General features: G+C 71.9%; 19 protein-coding genes and 1 riboswitch. Of the genes, 13 read left to right on the top strand and 6 right to left on the bottom strand.

Annotation, left to right across the window (positions count from 1 at the left end):
* The first annotated feature begins 12 nt into the window (after positions 1–12).
* The 5 genes from ruvC to VFG42_RS11570 are packed head-to-tail and all read left to right on the top strand — an operon-like array spanning position 13 to position 3,113.
* The gene (ruvC, locus tag VFG42_RS11590; protein WP_324908498.1) at positions 13–504 is read left to right on the top strand and encodes a crossover junction endodeoxyribonuclease RuvC; all 492 of its coding nucleotides are present in this window, start codon (positions 13–15) and stop codon (positions 502–504) included.
* Positions 501–1,097, top strand: coding sequence for a Holliday junction branch migration protein RuvA (gene ruvA / locus VFG42_RS11585; protein ID WP_324908496.1), 597 nt, complete (start codon positions 501–503; stop codon positions 1,095–1,097). The genes ruvC and ruvA overlap by 4 nt, the downstream gene beginning before the upstream one ends.
* Positions 1,094–2,113 (top strand): Holliday junction branch migration DNA helicase RuvB, encoded by a 1,020-nt coding sequence (gene ruvB / locus VFG42_RS11580; RefSeq protein ID WP_324908494.1) that lies wholly within the window; start codon positions 1,094–1,096, stop codon positions 2,111–2,113. The genes ruvA and ruvB overlap by 4 nt, the downstream gene beginning before the upstream one ends.
* Positions 2,114–2,173: 60 nt before the next feature.
* Positions 2,174–2,716 carry an RNA polymerase sigma factor gene (locus VFG42_RS11575; protein WP_324908492.1) on the top strand — a complete coding sequence of 181 codons (543 nt, stop codon included), beginning with the start codon at positions 2,174–2,176 and terminating at the stop codon, positions 2,714–2,716.
* Positions 2,706–3,113 carry a hypothetical protein gene (locus VFG42_RS11570; RefSeq protein ID WP_324908490.1) on the top strand — a complete coding sequence of 136 codons (408 nt, stop codon included), beginning with the start codon at positions 2,706–2,708 and terminating at the stop codon, positions 3,111–3,113. Before VFG42_RS11575 ends, VFG42_RS11570 begins: the two co-directional genes overlap by 11 nt.
* Here the strand turns inward: VFG42_RS11570 and VFG42_RS11565 are convergent.
* Positions 3,058–3,978 (bottom strand): hypothetical protein, encoded by a 921-nt coding sequence (locus VFG42_RS11565; RefSeq protein ID WP_324908488.1) that lies wholly within the window; start codon positions 3,976–3,978, stop codon positions 3,058–3,060. The two genes, VFG42_RS11570 and VFG42_RS11565, sit on opposite strands and share 56 nt — an antisense overlap.
* Positions 3,979–4,122: 144 nt before the next feature.
* Between VFG42_RS11565 and VFG42_RS11560 the strand changes: the two genes are divergently transcribed.
* The 6 genes from VFG42_RS11560 (at position 4,123) to VFG42_RS11535 (ending at position 13,994) form a co-directional block, all read left to right on the top strand.
* Positions 4,123–4,572, top strand: coding sequence for a hypothetical protein (locus VFG42_RS11560; RefSeq protein ID WP_324908486.1), 450 nt, complete (start codon positions 4,123–4,125; stop codon positions 4,570–4,572).
* Positions 4,573–4,635: 63 nt separating this feature from the next.
* Positions 4,636–7,554, top strand: coding sequence for a protein translocase subunit SecD (gene secD, locus VFG42_RS11555; protein WP_324908483.1), 2,919 nt, complete (start codon positions 4,636–4,638; stop codon positions 7,552–7,554).
* Positions 7,555–7,556: 2 nt separating this feature from the next.
* On the top strand, positions 7,557–7,829 hold the full coding sequence (locus VFG42_RS11550; protein ID WP_324908481.1) for a hypothetical protein: 273 nt from the start codon (positions 7,557–7,559) through the stop codon (positions 7,827–7,829).
* 101 nt (positions 7,830–7,930) lie between these two features.
* Positions 7,931–10,456, top strand: coding sequence for a single-stranded-DNA-specific exonuclease RecJ (gene recJ, locus VFG42_RS11545; RefSeq protein ID WP_324908479.1), 2,526 nt, complete (start codon positions 7,931–7,933; stop codon positions 10,454–10,456).
* A 77-nt stretch (positions 10,457–10,533) separates the two neighbouring features.
* The gene (locus VFG42_RS11540) at positions 10,534–12,813 is read left to right on the top strand and encodes a bifunctional (p)ppGpp synthetase/guanosine-3',5'-bis(diphosphate) 3'-pyrophosphohydrolase (RefSeq protein WP_324908477.1); all 2,280 of its coding nucleotides are present in this window, start codon (positions 10,534–10,536) and stop codon (positions 12,811–12,813) included.
* A gap of 44 nt (positions 12,814–12,857) precedes the next feature.
* Complete coding sequence (locus VFG42_RS11535) at positions 12,858–13,994, top strand: M24 family metallopeptidase (protein ID WP_324908476.1); 1,137 nt, start codon at positions 12,858–12,860, stop codon at positions 13,992–13,994.
* 16 nt (positions 13,995–14,010) lie between these two features.
* Here VFG42_RS11535 and VFG42_RS11530 read toward each other — a convergent pair whose 3' ends face one another.
* From VFG42_RS11530 to VFG42_RS11510, 5 genes are all read right to left on the bottom strand, one after another.
* The gene (locus VFG42_RS11530) at positions 14,011–14,655 is read right to left on the bottom strand and encodes an MSMEG_1061 family FMN-dependent PPOX-type flavoprotein (RefSeq protein ID WP_324908473.1); all 645 of its coding nucleotides are present in this window, start codon (positions 14,653–14,655) and stop codon (positions 14,011–14,013) included.
* Entirely contained in the window at positions 14,652–15,641 is a 990-nt protein-coding gene (locus VFG42_RS11525) for a diacylglycerol/lipid kinase family protein (protein WP_324908471.1), read from the bottom strand. The genes VFG42_RS11530 and VFG42_RS11525 overlap by 4 nt, the downstream gene beginning before the upstream one ends.
* 412 nt (positions 15,642–16,053) lie before the next feature.
* Positions 16,054–16,473 (bottom strand): TIGR03668 family PPOX class F420-dependent oxidoreductase, encoded by a 420-nt coding sequence (locus VFG42_RS11520; protein ID WP_324908469.1) that lies wholly within the window; start codon positions 16,471–16,473, stop codon positions 16,054–16,056.
* A complete protein-coding gene (locus VFG42_RS11515; protein WP_324908467.1) occupies positions 16,470–17,315 on the bottom strand; it encodes an LLM class F420-dependent oxidoreductase in 846 nt (281 codons plus the stop codon). The genes VFG42_RS11520 and VFG42_RS11515 overlap by 4 nt, the downstream gene beginning before the upstream one ends.
* A gap of 15 nt (positions 17,316–17,330) precedes the next feature.
* On the bottom strand, positions 17,331–18,332 hold the full coding sequence (locus VFG42_RS11510; protein WP_324908465.1) for a magnesium transporter CorA family protein: 1,002 nt from the start codon (positions 18,330–18,332) through the stop codon (positions 17,331–17,333).
* 132 nt (positions 18,333–18,464) lie between these two features.
* Positions 18,465–18,555: riboswitch (SAM riboswitch) on the top strand.
* A 72-nt stretch (positions 18,556–18,627) separates the two neighbouring features.
* Here VFG42_RS11510 and thrC point away from each other — a divergent pair.
* Complete coding sequence (thrC, locus tag VFG42_RS11505; RefSeq protein WP_324908463.1) at positions 18,628–19,896, top strand: threonine synthase; 1,269 nt, start codon at positions 18,628–18,630, stop codon at positions 19,894–19,896.
* A 16-nt stretch (positions 19,897–19,912) separates the two neighbouring features.
* The gene (locus tag VFG42_RS11500) at positions 19,913–20,188 is read left to right on the top strand and encodes a ubiquitin-like small modifier protein 1 (protein ID WP_324908461.1); all 276 of its coding nucleotides are present in this window, start codon (positions 19,913–19,915) and stop codon (positions 20,186–20,188) included.
* The last annotated feature ends 93 nt before the right edge of the window (positions 20,189–20,281 follow it).

The raw sequence follows: 20,281 nt of genomic DNA, 5'->3' as shown, positions 1-20,281 counted from the left end.
ATGCCGTCTGCAGTGACCGTCCTCGGCATCGATCCCGGCCTCGCGAACACCGGCTACGGCGTGGTGGCGCGGCGCGGCATGCGCTTCGTGGCCCGCGACGGCGGCGTCATCGCGACCCCGGCCAACACGCCGCTGGAGCAGCGGCTGGCCACGATCTTCGAGGCCGTCGACGCGCTGCTGGTCGAGCACGCGCCCGAGGCCGTCGCGCTCGAGGACCTGTTCTTCGGGCAGAACGCCCGCAGCGCGTTCGCCGTCGGCCAGGCGCGCGGGGTCGTCATGCTCGCCGCCGGACGGCGCGGCGTCCCGTGCTCGTCCTACACGCCCCAGCAGGTCAAGCAGGCGGTCTGCGGCACCGGCCGCGCGGCCAAGGACCAGGTGGCGCGTATGGTCATGACGATGCTCGGCCTGCCCGACCAGCCCTTGCCCGACCACGCGACCGACGCGCTGGCCGTCGGCGTCTGCCACGCCAACCACGCGCCGCTGGCGGCGGTGATCGCCCGGTGATCGCGCTCGTCGCGGGGGACGTCTCCGTCCGCCGCCCGGACCACGTGGTGATCGAGACCGCGTCGGGCGTCGGCTACCGCCTGGCGGTGTCGGCCGAGACGCTGCGCCACGTGCCCGCCGCGGGCGAGTCGGTCTCGTTGTTGACGCACTTGGTCGTCCGCGAGGACGCGCTGTCGCTCTACGGCTTCGCCACCGAGGAGGAGCGCGACCTCTTCCTCCTGCTCATCGGCGTGCAGGGCGTCGGCCCGAAGATGGCGGTCGCGGTGCTCAGCGGCGGCTCGCCGCGCGAGCTGATCGCGAGCGTCGCGGCGGGCGATGTCAAGCGGCTCACCGCGGTGCCCGGGATCGGCAAGCGCACGGCCGAGCGGATCATCGTCGAGCTGCGCGAGAAGGTCGGCGCGCTGGAGGACGTCCCGGCCGGCGATGGCGCCGAGATCACCGTCCGCCGCGCCGACGACCCGCGCACGCTCGCGCGCGACGGCCTCGTCGAGCTGGGCTTCAGCGTCGAGGAGGCCGAGCGCCTGCTGGCGGGCGCCAGCGGCGACACGCCCGAGGACCTTCTCCAACAGGCTCTGCGGGCGGCGCGCGCGTGAGCGGCCTGCGCATCCAGACGCCGGACGAGGCCTTCGAGGAGGACCTCGACCGCTCGCTGCGCCCGCGCACGCTCGACGACTTCGTCGGCCAGGACGCGCTGAAGGACCAGCTGAGCGTCTCGCTCCAGGCCGCCCGGCTGCGCGGCGAGGCGCTCGACCACGTGCTGCTGGCCGGCCCGCCCGGCCTCGGCAAGACGTCGCTGGCGCAGATCCTCGCCGCCGAGCTGGAGGTCCCGTTCGTCCAGACCGCCGGCCCCGCGCTGGAGCGCAAGGCCGACATCGCCGCGTTCCTCGGCGCGCTGGAGCCGCGCTCGATCTTCTTCGTGGACGAGATCCACCGCCTCAGCCGCGCGCTGGAGGAGACCTTCTATCCGGCGATGGAGGACCGCAAGCTGCCGATCACCGTCGGCCAGGGCGCGGGCGCCCGCGTCATGGACGTGCCGCTGCCGCCGTTCACGCTGGTCGGCGCGACGACCCGCGCCGGGCTCCTCACCACGCCGCTGCGCGACCGCTTCGGCATCCAGCACCGCCTGGAGCCCTACGGCGGGCCGGAGCTGGCGGCGATCATCCATCGCAGCGCCCACATCCTCGGCTGCGCGATCGACGAGGGCGGCGCGGCCGCGATCGCCCGCCGCTCCCGGGGCACGCCGCGCGTCGCCAACCGCCTGCTCAAGCGCGTCCGCGACTACGCCGACGTCCGCGGCGCGGGCGTCGTCGACGTCGCCTCGGCCAACGCCGCGCTGGACCTCCTCGGCATCGACGACCTCGGCCTCGACCCGCTCGACCGCGAGATCCTCACCGCGATCTGCACGAAGTTCGACGGCGGCCCTGTCGGCCTCTCGACGCTCGCGATCACCGTGTCCGAGGAGCAGGACACGATCGAGGACGTCTACGAGCCCTACCTGCTGCAGTGCGGCTTCCTCAAGCGCACGCCGCGCGGCCGCGTCGCGACCTCCCGCGCCTGGGCCCACCTCGGCCTCGACGCGCCGCCCGAGCGCGATCCCGGGCTGTTCTAGCGCCCGCGCGGTGCCGGCGCGCCGTCACAGGATCCGCGCCTTGCGGGTCTTACGGGGCGCATGAGGCTCGACGCCGACACGCTCGCCCAGCTGTTCGAGGCCGAAGGCCCGAAGCTGCTGGCGTTCGCGACGCGGCGGACGTTCGACGCCGAGCAGGCGCTGGACGTCGTCGGCGAGGCGTTCGCGACCGCGTTCGAGCGACGCTCCAAGTTCCGCGGGGCCACGCGCGAGGAGGCGGTCGGCTGGCTGTACGCGATCACGCGCACGGTGCTCGACCACCAGTTCCGCCGGCGCGGGGTGGAGCGCCGGGCGCTTCAGCGCCTGGGCGTCGAGCCGCCGCCGATGGGGGAGGACGAGCGCCGCCGCGTCGAGGACCTCGCCGGCCTCGCCGACCTCCGCGCCGCCGTCGCCCGCGAGCTGGCGAACCTCCCGGCCGCCCAGCGCGACGCCGTCCGGCTGCGCGTCGTCGACGAGCTGTCCTACGACGACCTCGCCGCCCGCCTCGGCATCACCCCCGACACCGCCCGCGCCCGCGTCTCCCGCGGCCTGCGGGCCCTGACCGCGGCGATCACGCCGATGCAGGAGGCGATCGATGCCCGCTGACCGCCACGACTTCCCCGCCCTGGATCGCCTCACCGCCGACGTCGCGCAGGCCATGCGCGCCGCCGAGGCCGCCGACGCCGCACCCCGCGCCCGCTGGTGGCGCCGTACCCCACCGCTGGCCGTCACGCTGCTGGCCCTCGCCGTGCCCTCCGCGGTCGCGCTGCACGCGACGACCGGCAAGGGCCAGGAGCGGGGCGTCCACGTCTTCCGCTGCGACGGCGGCACGACCGTCGGGGCCGCCGCGGTGCTGCTCACCGGCGTCGCGAGCGTCGGCCGCTGCTCGGCCACGCCGCAGCGCGGCCGGATCGTCTACCGCTGCGCGCTGCCCGGGACGCCGGGGCTCAGCCGCACGGCCGGCTCCCGAGCGGCAGCTCCCGTGCGCCGCCCTTGCGCGTGATGTCCAGGCCCGCGGGGGAGCTCGTCAGCGTGATCGGGTTGCCGTTGACCGTGATGTACGTGGACTTCAACCCGATGTTCATGCGCACGCGCTCGGACTTGAACACCTTCTTGCCGTCCAGCGTCCCGCTGAACAGGACCTGGCCGGACCCGTCGTCCACGCAGAGGAACGTCGGACGGCCGCTCGCGTCCACCCGCACGGTCACGAGCTTGGACGCCGCCGCGGCCTTCCGCTTGGCCGCCGCCTCGCGCTCCTGCCGGCGCTTGGCGGCCGCCTTGCGCCGCCGCTCGGCCGCCGCCTGCTCGTCGGCGGACGTCGTGTCCGTCGCGGTGGTGTCGGTGGTCTCGGTGGACGTGCTGTCGGTGGACGTCGTCTCGGTCGCGGTCGTGTCGGTCGGCGTCGTCCCGGTGTCGGTCGTCCCGGTGTCCGTCGTCTCCGTCGTCCCCGGCACCGCCGCGCTCGACGACGGGGTCGTCGTCGTCGACGTCTCGCCGGCAGGCAGGTTCGAAGCCACGTCGTCGTCCCCGCCGCCGCCCTGCAGCGCCGACGCCCCGACCGCCGCCGCGACGAGCACCGCGGCCACGCCCAAGATCCCCAAGAACGCCCGTCCGCGCGAGCGCCCCTCGCTCACGCCCGGCGGCAGCAGCAGCAGGCGCTGCCCGGGCTCCGCCGACGCCAGGTCGGGCTTGACGCCCATCCCCGCCACCCGCAGCGCGGCCGCCACGCGGGCCCGCGCGGCCGGGGTGGGGGACGTCTCGCCGAACGCCGCCAGCAGCTGCTCGAGCGTCGGCGCGCGGTCCGCGCCCCGGCCGCGCGCGGCCACGGTCGCGATCTCCGTCGCGATCGCGGCGTCGGCCAGGGGCACTTCGGGGTCTGTCGGCCGCGGGCCGGAGCTCTCCATATCGCTCGGCTGTCTAGCAGAGGACCCGGCGCGAGGCCTCCTGGCGTCCATCGTGTTGCGCTCAGATGAAGCCGCGCACCGCTCCGGATACCCTTCCGAACCGAGACGATGGCTCACCTCTTCATCTGCCCCAACTGCGGACACCGCACGACCGAGACCGAACGCAACGCCGGCTTCCGGCGCGAGGCGCGCGGCTGCTCGAAGTGCGGCTTCGGCTTCCTCTTCGAGCTGCTCGACGACTACTACCCCGCGCCGGACGCGGCGTTCTTCGCCTGCGACGCCCACGGGAACGTCATCGCCTGCGGCCGCGGATCCTTCGAGCTCACCGGCCTGGACGACGAGAAGGTCATCGGTCGTCCGGTGCGGGACGTCCTCGGGCTCCAGTTCTCCAACGGGGACGACCCCGTGGGCACCGTCCTGGAGTGGGGCGTCCGCAAGCTCAAGCAGCCCGTCGCCGTCCACGCCGAGGGCGATCTGCCCGCCCAGGCGACCGCCGATCTGTTCCCCGCGTACGATGACGACGGAGGCATGCTGCTCGTCCTCACGCCGGACAAGTGACGTTCGGCTAGGGCTCGTTCACCTCGTCCCTGTCCCAGAGCAGTACGCTGCCGTCCGCTTCGCATGACCGACCGTCGCCGCAACTACCTCATCCTCGGGCTCGTCGCCCTGCTGCTCATCGGCTCGCTGCTGGTGATCATCCCGGGGTCGCCTCTGTCAAAGCCGACCCGTCAGGGCCTGGACCTCAAGGGCGGAACAAGCCTCGTATACGAGGCCAAGCCGACCAAGTACTCCAAGGTCACCTCGGATTCGCTCCAGCGCACGATGGACATCATGCGCGAGCGCGTCGACCAGCTCGGCGTCTCCGAGCCCGAGATCCAGCAGTCCGGCGACAACCAGATCGAGGTGTCGCTGCCGGACGTCAAGAACGCCGATCAGGCCCAGCAGCAGGTGGGCACGACGGCGGTCCTGGCGTTCTACGACTGGGAGAAGAACGTCCGCAGCCCGGAGTGCAAGGCGGCGCCCACCGACGCCGCGGTGACGGGCGGCCAGCAGGCCGGCCAGCCGGGCGCCGGGTCGATGACCTACTACGAGGCGGTCACCCGCGCGGCGAAGAACTGCCAGGGCACCGACGAGCCCGACGACACGACGCAGGGCACGTGGTACGGCATCGACCCGATGACCAAGGCGGTCGTCTGCGGGCCCGCGACGTCGGAGTCCGACGCCCAGCAGACCTGCGAGAACAACGGCAAGACCGCGCCGAAGTACGTCGAGGTCCCGCAGGGCTACCTGATCGTCCAGGCCGAGTCCGACGACACCTCCAAGGCCTCCCAGGCGCTGGCCCGCGACGCCTACTTCATCCTCAAGGACGATCCGGGGCTGCTCGGCCGGGACATCAAGAACCCGCAGCAGAACATCGACTCGACGACCGGCCAGCCCGACGTCACGTTCGACTTCACCTCCGCGGGCCGCAAGAAGTGGCAGAACGTCACGCGCGAGATCGCCCAGCGCGGCCAGGCCGCCGAGCTGCCGGGCGTGCCCGCGTCGCAGGTCGCCAACCACTTCGCGATCGTCCTCGACAACAAGCTGATCTCGGTCCCGTACATCGACCCGCAGCAGAACCCGGACGGCATCGACGGGTCCAACGGGTCGCAGATCTCGGGCTCGTTCACGATCAAGTCGGCCCAGCGCCTGGCCAACCTCATCAAGACGGGCGCGCTGCCCATCCGGCTGGAGCTGATCTCGCAGTCGCAGGTCTCGGCGACGCTCGGCCAGCAGGCCCTGCACGACGGCCTCATCGCCGGCATCGTCGGCTTCGCGATCGTCGCGCTCTTCCTGCTGGTCTTCTACCGCGTGCTCGGCGTCGTCGCGGTCGGCGCGCTGTTCATCTACGCGATCTACCTGTTCGCGCTGATCAAGCTGATCCCGATCACGATGACGCTGCCCGGCATCGCGGGCCTGATCCTCACGATCGGCGTCGCGGCGGACGCGAACATCGTCATCTTCGAACGCGTCAAGGAGGAGATCCGCGCCGGCAGATCCGTGCCGGCCGGCATCGCCCAGGGCTACAAGAAGGGCATCGCCGCGATCGTCGACGCGAACGTCGTGACGATCATGGTGGCCTTCATCCTGTTCGTCGTCGCGACGGCGGGCGTCCGAGGCTTCGCCTTCACGCTGGGCATCGGCACGATGACCTCGCTGTTCACCGCGGTCCTCGCGACCCAGGCCGTCCTGGGCACGATGCAGCGCTCGCCGCTCATCACGCACCCGAGCGCGCTCGGCGCCGGCGAGGCCAAGCGCCGCTGGACGCAGGACTTCATGGGCGCCGCGAAGTGGTTCTTCTCCACCTCGGGCGTGATCCTGCTGATCGGCGCGCTGGCGATCGGCGGCAAGGGCCTCAACTTCGGCATCGACTTCGAGTCCGGCACGCGCGCCAAGGCCGCGTTCGTGGACGGCGTGCCGTCGGAGACGAAGGTCGCCGACGCGCTGCAGGCCGCCGGCTTCAAGAACCCCGAGGTCCAGAAGGTCAAGGGCGACAAGGAGCTCAAGGGCGAGGGGATCCAGATCTCGCTGGCCGAGACGGGGGCGAAGGTCTCCGGCGTCGAGCAGGTCCTGACCAAGAAGTTCGGGGCGACCAAGACCTACCAGCAGGACTCGATCGGGCCGACGTTCGGCAAGACCGTGGCGAAATCGGCGATCTTCGCGATCATCGCGTCGCTGCTCGTCATCAGCGTCTACATCGCGCTGCGGTTCGAGTGGAAGTTCGCCGTGCCGGTGCTGATCGCGCTGATGCACGACCTCCTGATCACGGCGGGCGTCTACTCGCTCACCGGCCGGGAGGTGACGACGTCGACGGTCGCGGCGCTGCTCACGATCTTGGGCTACTCGCTCTACGACACGATCATCGTGTTCGACCGGATCCGGGAGAACATGCCGCGCATGCCGCGCGCCGCGTTCACGCAGATCGTGAACCGGTCGATGAGCGAGGTGCTGACGCGATCCCTGGCGACGTCGTTCTGCACGCTGCTGCCGATCCTCGCGCTGCTGTTCTTCGGCGGCGACACGCTGAAGGACTTCGCCTTCGCGCTGATGATCGGCGTGATCTCGGGCGCGTACTCGTCGGTGTTCATCGCCTCCCCGGTGCTCGCGCACTGGAAGGAGCGCGAGGAGCTGTACCGCCGTCGGCGCCTGCGGATCGCGGAGGACAACGGCGGCGTCGTGCCGGCGTACGCGACCGCGGCGCACGGCGTCACGGTCGAGCCGAAGGGGCCGAAGCGGCCCGGGCGCCGCATCACGGCGCCGGAGGACCCGTCGCAGGGCGTCTCGCAGGACGAGTTCCAGCAGATGGTCGCCGACATCGAGCACGAGACCGCGCCGTCGCGTGTGGCCGCCAAGACGAAGACCAAGGAGCGGGAGCGTCCCGCGCCCAAGCCGGAGGTCGATCCGTCGGCCGACGCGCGCCCCGAGGACCTGGTGTTGAAGGACGACAAGCGGGACAAGCCGAAGCGGTCCCGGAACAAGCGGCACGGGAGGCCTCGCTAGCCATGGCCATGTTCGCGTGGGTCATGATGGGCATCGCCCTCTGGCATTTCGCCATCTTCATTCCGGACCGCTTCTGGGGCGGCATCGTCGGCGCGTTCCTGGGCGCGCTGATCGGCGGGGTGCTGACCGGCCTGCTCCTCAACGGGTTCTCGATCCCGGGGGAGCACGAGACGCACGTCCTGCAGGCCCTCGAGGCCGTGCCGGGCGCCGTGATCGGGATGCTGCTCGTGTACTACGAGGGCGTCCGGCGCAAGATCCCGGTCCTCGAGCTCTGACGGATCCGCGGGCCGCGCGCCCGCGAATCCTCCGGAGTCTTGCGGTATTTGCGGGGTGAGCGCCGTCGTGGCGTCCGGTGTCGCCGGCACCCTGGACGCCGATGCTCACGCCGCGACTCGACGTCCCGCCGTGCGACAGCGCCGCGGCGCTGTCGCTGGCGCGCGATCTCGGGATGTCGTTCCCCGTCGCCCAGGTGCTGGTGCGGCGGGGGATCGCGACGCTCGAGGACGCCCGCGCGTGGCTGGCGGGCGCCGACGAGCACGGCGCGGACGCGTTCGGGCCGGCGCTGGACGAGGCGATCGCGGTGCTCCTGCGCCACGCCGAGGCGAAGACGCGGATCACCGTCCACGGCGACTACGACGTCGACGGCGTCACGTCCACGGCGATCCTCGTGCGCGCGCTGCGCGCGGTCGGCGCCGACGTCGACTGGTACCTGCCGTCCCGCTCGGAGGACGGCTACGGGCTCTCCGCCGCGACGGTCGAGAAGCTCGCCGCGCGCGGGACGAAGCTGTTGGTGACGACCGACTGCGGGATCACCGCGGTCGACGAGGTCGCGCTGGCCAAGTCCTTGGGGTTGGACGTCGTGGTCACCGACCACCACCAGCCGCGCGCCGACGGCCGCGTGCCCGACGCGCCGATCGTGCACCCGTCGCACTGCGGCTACCCGTGCCCCGACCTCTGCGCGGGCGGCGTCGCGCACAAGGTGGCGGGCGCGCTGCTGCAGGCCGCCGGCCACGACGCGTCGATCGCGCTGGCCGACCTCGACCTGGTGGCCCTGGCGACGATCGCCGACTGCGTGCCGCTGGTCGGCGAGAACCGGCGCCTGGTGCGCTCGGGCCTGCTGGCGATCGGCCGGACCGAGAAGGTCGGCCTGCGCGCGCTGATGCGGGTCGCGAAGGTCGACCCGTCGCGCGTGCAGGGCCACGACGTCGGCTTCAAGCTCGCGCCGCGGATCAACGCCGCCGGGCGCCTGCACCGCGCCGACGCCGCGCTGGAGTTGCTGCTGACCCACGACGAGGAGCGGGCCAAGCAGATCGCCGAGGAGCTGGACCGCGCCAACGCCGACCGGCGCTTCGTCGAGGAGCGCATCCGGTTCGAGGCCGAGGCGCAGGTCGCGGAGCTGGGCGACCAACCCGCGTACGTGTTGTGGGGCGAGGGCTGGCACGCGGGCGTGATCGGGATCGTGGCCTCGCGGATCGCCGAGCGCCACCACCGGCCGGTCGTGATGATCGCGCTGCGCGAGGGGGAGGCCGAGGGCACCGGCTCCGGCCGCTCGATCCCGGCCTTCGACCTGCTCGGCGGGCTGGAGGCGGCCTCCGCGCACCTGCTGCGCCACGGCGGCCACCGCGCGGCGGCGGGCTGCACGATCGCGCGCGGGTCGCTGGACGCGTTCCGCGCGGCGTTCGTCGCGCACGCGGGGTCGGCGCTGAGCGCCGAGGACCTCGTGCCGCTGGAGCGCGTCGACGCCGTGGTCTCCGGCGACGAGCTGGGCACGTCGCTGGCCGAGGAGTTGGGGCGGCTGGCGCCGTTCGGCATCGGCAACCCGACGGTGAGCCTGCTCGTCCCGGCGGCGCGCCTGGTCGACGCGCACCCGATGTCCGACGGCAAGCACGTCCGGTTCACGGTCGAGGCCGGCGGCATCCGCGCCCGGGCCGTGGCCTTCAACGTCTCGCGCCTGCCCGACGGCGCCGCCGACGGCCGCCTGCACGCGACGTTCACGCTGGAGCTGAACGAGTGGCAGGGCACGATCGAGCCCCGCCTGGTCCTGCGCAAGCTGCTGCCCGCCGAGGCCGAGGCGCCGGCGCTCGTCGGCGAGCCCGCGCCGGCGACCGCGGAGTGGGAGGCCGAGGTCCGCGCGCTGGCCACCGCGCCGGCGCTCGCGCTGGCGGGTGCCGCGGGCGCCGCGGGCGCCGCCCACGCGGCGGTGACCGCCGAGCTGGACGGCCTCGCGCTCGCGGATCCCGCGTCCACGCTGGACGGCCTGCACGCGCGCGCCGCCCGCGGCGGCGGCCGCACGCCGCGCGACCGCCGCGCCACCGGCCTCGCGGGCACGATCGCCGCGCTCGTCCACACCGGAGAGCCCGTGCTCGTCCTCGCCGCCGACGGCCCCGCGCGGGCGCGCCAGCTGACCGGCCGGCTCGGCGGGTTCGCGATCGCGTCCTGGGACGCGGTCGAGCGCAACCCGTCGCTCGCGGACGGGTACCACCACCTCGTGGCTCTCGACCCGCCGCTGCATCCCGCCCAGGAGGCGCTCCTGGTCACCGGCCATCCGGCCCAGATGGCCCACCTGGCGTGGGGCGAGCCTGAGCTACGCTATTCGAGGGATGTGCTGGAGCGAGATCACGATCTGCGACCCGGGCTCGTGGCGGCCTACCGCGCGCTGCGCGACGGCCGCCCGGCGGCCGACGCCCTCGGGCATCGGCCCGTGGTCGCGGCGGGACGGCTGCTCGCCGTCCTGGTCGAGCTGGGGCTCGTCACCGTCGGCGACGACGGCCAGGTCGCGCTCGTGCCCGACGTGGCGCCGACCGACCTGGAGCGCTCCCTCGCCTACCGGCATGCGAAGCGGCGCCACGCGGAGGGGACGGCATGGCTGACCAGCGCGAGCGGGACCCGGCAAGCGGCGTGACGCCCAGCGGCGGCCCGGGCGGACACGCCCCGGCGGCCGGCGGTAACGATCTGGGCGACCACGGGGACCGTACTCCCGTGGACACGATCATCCATCCCGAGGAGCATCCGGGCTCCGCCGTCTCGCGCGCGGACCTCAACCCGTCCGAGCAGCGGCTGCTCTCCGATCTCTTCGCGATCGTCGAGGAGCACTCCGAGGACGCCGCGCTGCCGATCGACCGCGCGCGGGTCGAGGAGGCGTTCGTCTTCGCGTGCGAGCACCACGCCGACCAGCGCCGCAAGTCCGGCGAGCACTTCATCGTCCATCCCGCCGCGGTCGCCAAGATCTGCGCGGGCCTGCGCCTGGACACCGAGACGCTGGTGGCCGCGCTCCTGCACGACACCGTCGAGGACACGACCGCGTCGCTGGACGAGGTCCGCGAGCTGTTCGGCGACGAGGTCGCCACGCTGGTCGACGGCGTCACCAAGCTCACCGGCATCACCTTCACCTCGCGCGACGAGGCCCAGGCCGAGAACTACCGCAAGATGATGGTCGCGATGGCCTCGGACGTCCGGGTCATCCTGATCAAGCTCGCCGACCGCCTGCACAACATGCGGACGATCGACGCGATGCCCAAGCAGAAGCAGATCGAGAAGGCCAAGGAGACCCTCGAGATCTACGCGCCGATCGCGCACCGCCTCGGCATCCACGCGATCAAGTGGGAGCTGGAGGACCTCGCGTTCGCCGCGCTGCACCCGCGCAAGTACCAGGAGATCAAGGGCCTGGTCAACCAGCAGCGCGAGGAGCGCGAGGACTACGTCCAGGCCGCGGGCGAGGAGCTGGCCCACGAGCTGGAGGCCCTCGGCATCAGCGCCCGCATCTCCGGCCGCGCCAAGCACTTCTACTCCATCTACTCCAAGATGACCAAGAAGGGCCGGGAGTTCAACGAGATCTACGACCTCACCGCCATGCGCGTGGTCGTCGACTCGGTCAAGGACTGCTACGGCGCCGTCGGGGTCATCCACTCGCTCTGGAAGCCGCTGCCCGGCCGCTTCAAGGACTTCGTCGCGATGCCGAAGTTCAACATGTACCAGTCGCTGCACACGACGGTCATCGGGCCCGAGGGCCTGCCGCTGGAGATCCAGATCCGGACCAAGGACATGCACGACATGGCCGAGTTCGGGGTCGCCGCGCACTGGATGTACAAGCAGGACCCGACGAAGAAGAACGGGAGCCTGGAGGGCGACGACAAGCTGAAGTGGCTGCGGTCGATGCTCGACTGGCAGCAGGACCTGGCGGACCCCAAGGAGTTCATGGAGACGCTCCGCGTCGACCTGTTCGACGAGGAGGTCTTCGTCTTCACGCCCAAGGGCGAGGTCAAGTCGCTGGCGCAGGGCGCGACGCCGCTGGACTTCGCCTACGAGGTCCACACCGAGGTCGGCCACCGCTGCGTGGGCGCGAAGGTCAACGGCAAGATCGTGCCGCTGAACTACGCGCTGTCCTCCGGCGACATCGTCGAGATCCTGACCTCCAAGCGCGACCGCGGCCCGTCGCGCGACTGGCTGGCGCTGGTCAAGACGACGCGCGCCCGCAACAAGATCAAGCAGTTCTTCAAGGCCGAGTCGCGCGAGGACACCGAGCACACGGGCCGCGACCTGCTGCAGGAGCACCTCAAGAAGCAGGGGCTGCCGCCGCAGAAGATCGTCTCCTCGCCGCTGCTGGCCGACGTCATCCGCGAGATGGGCTTCCGCAAGGCGGACGACTTCTACATCGCGCTGGGCGGCGCGAAGATCTCGCCCAAGGTCGTCGTCAACAAGGTCATGCAGCGCCTCAAGCAGGGCGAGGCGGCCGAGGACGAGACCGATCCCGCCGAGGCGCTGGTCTCGACGCGCCGCGCGCGGCGCCAGCCGACCGGCAAGGCGGGGTCCTACGGGATCCGGGTCGACGGGGTGGAGGACGTGCTCGTCCGCCTGGCCAAGTGCTGCCGCCCGGTGCCCGGCGACCCGATCGTCGGCTACGTGTCGCTGGGGCGCGGCATCACGATCCACCGCGACGACTGCCCCAACACGGTGGCCTTGCGCAAGGACCCCGAGCGGTTCGTGCGCGTCCACTGGGAGGGCGACCACCAGACCGCGTTCCGCGTCGAGCTGCAGGTCGACGCCTGGGATCGCCACCGGCTGCTGGAGGACCTGTCCCGCACCTTCGCGGAGGCCGGCTTCAACATCGTCGAGGCCCGCTGCATCGTCAACTCGCCGATGGTGCAGAACCGCTTCGTCGTCGAGGTGCCGGACACCCAGGGGTTGAAGCAGGCGGTGTCGCGGCTGCGCAACATCGAAGGCGTCTTCGACGCCTACAGGATCACGCCGGGCGCGAGCTGACCTCGCGTCTCCGGACGGCCGCGCCGGCCCGCTAGGGTCGGCGCATGGCCGACGTCCTCCTCTACAACGACACCGAGCGCAGCGCCGCGATGCGGCACGAGATCCCGATCTCGGTGCCCGATCCGTTCGGCTACGCGGAGGTCGGCGGCAAGGTGTACGTGTTCACGTCGTCGCTGGAGCTGGACCGGATCGCCGCCGCGCGGCCGGACGCCGAGATGATCGAGTGGGCCGACGTCGGGTTCCACGAGCTGCTGGAGAGCGGGCTGCCCCGCGACCAGATGTTGTTGGAGATGATCTCGCGCGCGGTCGCCAAGACCGGGCTGAGGTCCGCGCTGGTCGACCCGGACTTCCCGCTGGCCGTCGCCGACCGGCTGCGCGCCGACGGCGTGACCCTGACGCCCGACCACGACACGTTCGCGGCGCGCCGCCGCGCGAAGTCCGAGGCCGAGCTGGCGGGCATCCGGCGCGCGCAGAAGGCGGCCGAGGCCGGGATGGCGGCGGCCGCGGCGCTGCTGCGCCGGGCGGTCCCGGAGGGCGACCGCATCGTGCTCGACGGCGAGCCGGTCACGGCCGAGCAGGTCCGCGACGCGATCCGCGCCGCCTGCGCCGCGCACGGCGCGCCCGCGCCGGCCGACATCATCGTGGCCTCGGTCTGGCAGGGCTTCGGCCACGAGTCCGGCTCGGGCCCGCTGCCCGCCAATCTGCCGATCCAGATCGATCTCTGGCCGCGCGACGAGCAGACCGGCTGCTGGGCGGACATGACCCGTACGTTCGTCGTCGGCGAGCCCGACGCCGCGACCCGCGCGCAGGAGGAGCTGGTCAAGCAGGCCCACTTCGCCGCCCGCGACGCGGTGCGCCCGGGCATCACCGGCCGCGAGCTGCACGCGATCGTCTGCGACGTCTTCGAGGCCGCCGGCCACCGCACCCAGCGCACCGGTCCCGGCGAGGACCCCAACGAGGGCTTCCAGTTCTCCCTCGGCCACGGCGTCGGCCTCGAGGTCCACGAGGATCCCGGCATGGGCCAGTCCGGCCGCTCACCGCTGGTCGTCGGCGACGTCATCGCCTCCGAACCCGGCCTCTGGGAGCGCGCCATCGGCGGCGTCCGCTTCGAGGACCTCTTTCTCGTCACCGAGGACGGCTGCGAGGTCCTGACGGACTACCCGTACGACTTGAAGCCGTAGCGGCCCGGCCGGAGGCCTAGGCCAGCCGCGTGCGGATCGACTCGTCCAGGTAGGCCTCGACCTCGGCCAGCGACATGTCCTGGCGGCCGTGGACGCGCATGACCTCGGCGGCGGTCGGGACGTCGTCCAGCGACGGCCAGGCGTCCGGGTTCCAGAGCTTGGAGCGGATCAGCGCCTTGGGGCAGTGGGCGTAGACCTCGTCGGTCGCGACGACGATCGCGGTCCGCGGCGGCTTGCCGACCGCCTCGATCCGCTCCAGCACGTGCGGGGCCTCGGTCACGCGGGCGCGGCCGTTGACCCGCAGCGTCTGGTCGCGTCCCGGGATCAGGAACAGCAGCCCGGCGTACCCCGTGTCGACGATGTTGCGCAGCGTGTCCAACCGGTTGTTGCCGGTGGCGTCGGGGATCGCGAGGTGCCCGTCGTCCAGGACGGTCACGAAGCCGGGCCGGCCGCCGCGCGGCGTGGCGTCGGCGCGGCCGTCGGCGTCGTGGGACGCGACGACGACCAGCGGCGAGGCCGCGATGAGCGCCCGCGCCGCCGCGTCGAGCGTCCCGATGTCCTTGGTCCACGCCTTCGGGTTCGGCTCCGGGTACCGGGCGAGCAGCTCGTCCAGCGAGGTCAGCGCGCCGGCGAAGGGATCGGGGGCGTTCACCCGCCTCACGACACCACGAGCAGCGGCCGCTCGTCAACCGCGTAGCGCGCCTCGGTCACGTCGCCGATGTAGTCGCCGTCGACGTGCAGCGGGACGGGACGGCCGTCGACCGAGCGCACGACGACGTCGCGGGAGCCGCTGAAGCCGTCGACCTGGCGGTGGCGCTCCAGCTTGGCCTTCGCGCTGAACAGCCGATACATCACGCCCGGCATGACCGTCGGGCGGGTCGACCGCAGGACGACGCCGGCCAGCGTCGTGTCGGTCAGCTCGGCGCCGTGGGCGGCGTGGATCGGGATCCGCCGGAAGTAGGTGTAGGGCTCGCCCTTCTGCACCAACACGGTCACGCCGGGCACGGGCGCGCCGCCGTCGGTGATCGTCTCCAGCCGCGGCGGCCTGGCCACGTACTTGCCCAGGAACTCGCCGAAGCCGCAGTAGGCGAAGTAGTAGGGGCCGAAGCGGGCCTTGAGGTGCGGGTGGGCGTCGACGCGCGCGACGACGCTGGCGTCGAGGCCGAGGCCCGAGGAGAAGAGGAAGCGCCGCTCGTTGACCACCGCCATGTGGACCTCGCTCGGGCGCCAGTCGTCGGCGATCCGCAGCAGCTGCTCGGTCGCGTCGACGATGTCGTTGGGGATGCCGAGCATCCGGGCGTACACGTTGGTCGAGCCGCCGGGCAGGCAGGTCAGCGGGGTGGAGGAGCCGCGCAGGCCGTTGGCCGCTTCGTTGACCGTGCCGTCGCCGCCGAAGGCGACGACCACGTCATAGCCCTCGCCGGCCGCCTCACGGGTCAAGGCCGTGGCGTGGTCGCGGGCCTCGGTGTCGATCGCGGTGACGTCGTAGCGCCCCTGCAGGGCGTAGACCACGAGGTTGCGCAGGCGGTCGGAGACCGTGGTGGCATAGGGGTTGACGATGACCAGCATGCGCTTGCGCTCGGTGGGAGCGTTCAACGCGAACTGGTCGCCGAGGGTCTCGAGCGACGAGAGGCTGGCGGCGGGCACGTCTCTGGGTACACCACAGGACCCTCCGGGTCACACGAGTCCGGGGTGCGGGATTCCGCACCCGCCAGACGCGGGCGACCACCACTGAACCCCACCCCCTCGGGGGATTGAATGCTCTCCGTGACCTCCCCGCGGAACTCCCACCGAGAGCTCGTCGCCCTCCTCCTGGTGACGGGCTCCATCATCGTGGCCGCCGGGATCGCTGACGCCGCCGCCGGATCAACGACACCATCGCCGTCCTCGCACGGCGCGGCAGGCGTCGGCCTCCAGTCCGCGCCCTAGGGCCGGTCGCGCTCGCTCGCACGCCTCCGCGTCCGGGCGAGCGCGGTCGGTGCGCGCGGCAGGGCTCGCCCAGGGGGCTCGCCTGCCGTGCGCGAACTCGCCCAGGGGGCTCCTTCGCGCGAGTGCTCATCTACTCCGGACCCGCTGCCGACCAGGACGCGATCCGCTCCACGTCGAGCGCGATCACCGGTCCCTCCGGCCGCCGGTCCGCGTACTGCGGGTACTTCTCCACGAGCAGGTCGAGCGCGGGCGCGGCGCGCGGGTCGTCGCCGGCGAGGATCGCCGCGCGTCCGTCGGCCCGGACCCACCAGAGCGCCGACCAGTCCTCGTCGTACTGGTCGACGAGCAGCGACGCGCGCGGGTCCCGGCGCAGGTCCTCCAGCCGCGCGAGCGCCCGGGTGGACTTGGGCTTGTGGTCGACCGCGTGGAAGACCGCGCCGTCGGAGACGACGAACGTCACCGGCACGATCCGCGGCGCGGTCGTGGCGAAGCGCGCCACGCGGGCGGCGGCGAGCCGCTCCCAGGCGCGCGCGTCGCCGCCGGCGCTCATCCCAGCCCGACGTCGTGCAGCTCGAACATCGCCCGCTCGACGCGGTCCAGCTCGGCCTCGACGATCGACCGCCGGCCCGACGGCAGCCAGAACAGCACGCGGTCGGCGCCGGCCTCCTCGTACTTGGCCAGCAGCGAGGGCTCGGGTTCCGGGCCCATGACGATGACCTCGATCGGCCGCTCGGCGCGCTCGCGCAGCTCGCCGATCCGCTTCGCGATCCCCGGCCCGTGGTTGGGCATCCACGCGTCGCCGTACTCCAGGACGCGATCGAGGACCGTCGGCCCGTTGCCGCCGACGAGGATCGGCGGGTGCGGCCGCTGCAACGGCTTGGGGTCGCTCCAGACGCGGTCGAAGTTCACGAACTCGCCGTGGAACGTCGCCTCGTGCCGGGTCCAGATTTCCTTCATGGCCAGCACGTGCTCGCGCATCCGCCGCATCCGCGTGCGCGGGTCGACGCCGTGGTGGGCCATCTCCTCGCGGTTCCACCCGGCGCCGACGCCCAGCTCGAAGCGCCCGCCGCTGAGGTGGTCCAGCGACGCGACCTCCTTGGCCGTCACGATCGGATCCCGCTGCGGGATCAGCGCGATGCCGGTGCCGACCCGCAGCGCCCGCGTGGCGCTCAGCGCGTACGCCGACGCCACGAACGGGTCGTACGTCCGCGCGTACTTGCGCGGCAGCGGCGGGGCTCCTTCACTGCCGCCCCACGGGGACTCCCGCGACGCGGGAATGTGCGTGTGCTCGGCCCACAGCAGCCACCGGTGACCGCGCTCCTCGACCAGCCTCGCGATCTCCGCGGGCCCGAGCCCGTCGTGGGTGGGGAAGTACGCGATGCCGGCGTCCATCCCCCGACGGTAGCGCTAGAGCCAACCCCGCTTGCGGAACCACAGGATCATGCCCGTCAACACCGACAACATGATCACGATCGTGACCCAGAAGGCGTGGATCGATCCCTCGCCCGGGACGCCGACGTTCATGCCCAGCACGGAGGCGATCAGCGTCAGCGGCAGCATGATCACGCTGAACGCCGTCAGCACGCGGATCGAGTCGTTCAGGCGGTGCGACAACACCGACTCGTTGGTCGCCTCGAGGCCCTCGATGACCTCCTTGAAGTTCTCCAACATGTCCCAGACGCGCTCGGACGCGTCGTTGATGTCGTCGAAGTAGATGTCCAGCTCGCCGGTGACGTAGCGCTTCGTGCGCTCCAGGTCCTTCAGCGCGGCGCGCTGCGGCCGGACGATCTTGCGGAAGTTGATGATCTCCTGCTTGGCGTTGGAGAGGTCGCGGACGACCTCGCGGTTGGCCTCCTCCTCGAAGATGGCCTCCTCCAACCGCTCCAGCTTCAACCCCATCTTGCGCAGCATCGGGAACGAGGCGTCCACGCACGCGTCGATCACCTTGTACAACAAGTAGCCGGCGCCCTTGTTGAACATGTCCTCGCGGACGTCCTCGTTGGTGCGGCAGCGGTCGAAGACGTACTGCAGCGGCGCCAGCGGCTCGTTGGGCAGCGTGATGAGGAAGTCGGGGCCGACGAAGATGTCGACCTCGGCCGCGTTGAGCCGGTTGACGCGCTTGTCGTAGACCGGGAAGTGGAGGACCACGAACAGGTAGTCGGGGTACTCGTCGACCTTCGGACGCTGGTTGCGCGAGAAGACGTCCTCGTAGTCCAGCGGGTGGAAGTCGAAGTGCTCCTCGAGCCAGGCGCGATCCACCGCGCGCGGGCGCTCGATGTTGATCCAGCGCAGGCCCTCGGACTCGACCTCGTCGACGTTCGGGGTGTCGGGCTCAGCGACGTGCGCGAGCGATCCGTCCGCTCGAGAGCGGGCAGCGCGACGCAGAGGCGGGCGGGGCAGCCTCGGCATGGCGACTGGGGGGCTCGTCGACGGTCGGGATCACGGCGTCATCCAGTTTACCGACCCGGCAAGCGGTCGCCCTCCCGCGCACGGCCGGTTGCGACCTCAAGTCCTAGTGCTATGGTTCCGACCACATAGCTGAACACGTCCAGAGGGGTGGAGGGACTGGCCCGATGAAGCCCCGGCAACCTCCGCATTCGTGCGGGATGGTGCCAATTCCTGGAGACGTGTGGCGTTTGAAGCGCAACACCTTCTTCGTCACACGCAGGCACGACCGGCGAAGAACAAGGAGCTTCAAAGACCCATGGCTGTGACCAACCTGGCCTGCCGCGAATGCGGCACCGCGTACGAGCTGACGGCGCAGTACGTCTGCCACAAGTGCTTCGGCCCGCTGGAGGTCAAGTACGACCACAGCGCGCTGGCCGACGACGTCGCCTCGCTGCGCCGCCGCATCACCTCCGGCCCGCAGAACATCTGGCGCTACGTCGACTTCCTGCCGCTGGTCGACGGCCAGCCGGGCCCCAGCGCGAAGATCCTCTCGCGCGTCGGCCTCCCGGCCGGCTGCACGCCGCTCGTGCGCGCCGACCGCCTCGCGGAGCGCCTGGGCCTCAAGGAGGTCTGGGTCAAGAACGACGCGCACAACCCCACGCACTCGTTCAAGGATCGCGTGGTGAGCGTCGCCGCCGCCCGCGCCCGCGAGCTCGGCTTCGACACGCTGGCCTGCGCCTCGACCGGCAACCTCGCCAACGCCGTCGCCGCGGCGGCCGCCGCGCTCGGGATGCCGTCCTACGTCTTCATCCCGTCGGACCTCGAGGAGCAGAAGATCCTCGCGACCGGCGTGTACGGCACCAACCTGGTCAAGGTGAAGGGCAACTACGACGACGTCAACCGGCTCTGCACCGAGGTCTCGGGCGAGCAGGACTCGTGGGCGTTCGTGAACGTCAACATGCGCCCGTACTACTCCGAGGGCTCCAAGACCTTGGCCTACGAGATCGCCGAGCAGCTCGGGTTCCGCACGCCGGACCGCGTGGTCGCGCCGATCGCGAGCGGGTCGTTGTACACCAAGATCGCGAAGGGCTTCGACGAGTGGCGTGAGCTGGGCCTGATCGAGGGCGACGCGCCCGCGATGAACGGCGCGCAGGCGCTCGGCTGCTCGCCGGTCGCCACGGCGTACGCCGAGGGCACCGATGTCTGCCGCCCGGTCAAGCCCGACACGATCGCCAAGTCGCTGGCCATCGGCAACCCGGCCGACGGCCCCTACGCGCTGGACCTGGCCCGGCGCACGGGCGGCGCGATCGACAGCGTCTCCGACGAGGAGGTCCGGGCGGGCATCCGGCTGCTGGCCACCACCACCGGGATCTTCACCGAGACGGCCGGCGGCGTGACCGTGGCCGTGCTGCGCAAGCTGGCTGAGCGAGGCGACATCGACCGCTCCGAGCGGGTGGTGGCGGTGATCACCGGCGAGGGCCTGAAGACGCTCGAATGCGCCCGGGGGACCTTCGAGGCCTGGCAGATCGAGCCCTCGACCGACTCGTTCGAGGCGGCCAGGGAGCGTCTTGTCGTCGCAGCCTGATAAGTATGTGCGCCACATGGCAGTGAGCGTCAAGATTCCCACGCAGCTGCGGCCCGCCACCGACGGCGAGGCCGTGGCCGAGGTGGACGGAGCCACCGTTGGTGAGGTCCTCGACTCCCTCTATGACCGCTACGGAGAGCTGCGAACCCGGATCGCCGAGGATGGCGGTCTGCGCCGCTTCGTGAACGTCTACGTGGGCGGTGAGGACATCCGGTTCCTGTCCGGGCTCGATACCCCGGTCAGCGACGGCGACGAGGTGACCATCCTCCCGGCCGTGGCCGGCGGCCGCTGAGCAGCGCTTCCTCCCCGCGGCTGACTTTGAGTTCAGCCGCGGGGCCCCGCCTGGGCGCGGTCTGACTACCCTCTCTGTCCATGGCCACCACCG

This window comes from Baekduia sp. (assembly GCF_035685985.1).
Classification (GTDB): domain Bacteria; phylum Actinomycetota; class Thermoleophilia; order Solirubrobacterales; family Solirubrobacteraceae; genus Baekduia.
The sequence above is the reverse complement of the archived record's forward strand: the minus strand, read 5'-3'. Positions and strand labels throughout refer to the sequence as shown.

Bases quoted from the DNA above. Each gene is read 5' to 3' on its own strand.
- VFG42_RS11575 (WP_324908492.1), top strand. From the start codon at position 2,174: ATGAGGCTCGACGCCGACACGCTCGCCCAGCTGTTCGAGGCCGAAGGC.
- VFG42_RS11570 (WP_324908490.1), top strand. From the start codon at position 2,706: ATGCCCGCTGACCGCCACGACTTCCCCGCCCTGGATCGCCTCACCGCC.
- VFG42_RS11560 (WP_324908486.1), top strand. From the start codon at position 4,123: ATGGCTCACCTCTTCATCTGCCCCAACTGCGGACACCGCACGACCGAG.
- secD (WP_324908483.1), top strand. From the start codon at position 4,636: ATGACCGACCGTCGCCGCAACTACCTCATCCTCGGGCTCGTCGCCCTG.
- VFG42_RS11550 (WP_324908481.1), top strand. From the start codon at position 7,557: ATGGCCATGTTCGCGTGGGTCATGATGGGCATCGCCCTCTGGCATTTC.
- recJ (WP_324908479.1), top strand. From the start codon at position 7,931: ATGCTCACGCCGCGACTCGACGTCCCGCCGTGCGACAGCGCCGCGGCG.
- VFG42_RS11535 (WP_324908476.1), top strand. From the start codon at position 12,858: ATGGCCGACGTCCTCCTCTACAACGACACCGAGCGCAGCGCCGCGATG.
- VFG42_RS11520 (WP_324908469.1), bottom strand. From the start codon at position 16,473: ATGAGCGCCGGCGGCGACGCGCGCGCCTGGGAGCGGCTCGCCGCCGCC.
- VFG42_RS11515 (WP_324908467.1), bottom strand. From the start codon at position 17,315: ATGGACGCCGGCATCGCGTACTTCCCCACCCACGACGGGCTCGGGCCC.
- VFG42_RS11510 (WP_324908465.1), bottom strand. From the start codon at position 18,332: ATGCCGAGGCTGCCCCGCCCGCCTCTGCGTCGCGCTGCCCGCTCTCGA.
- thrC (WP_324908463.1), top strand. From the start codon at position 18,628: ATGGCTGTGACCAACCTGGCCTGCCGCGAATGCGGCACCGCGTACGAG.
- VFG42_RS11500 (WP_324908461.1), top strand. From the start codon at position 19,913: ATGGCAGTGAGCGTCAAGATTCCCACGCAGCTGCGGCCCGCCACCGAC.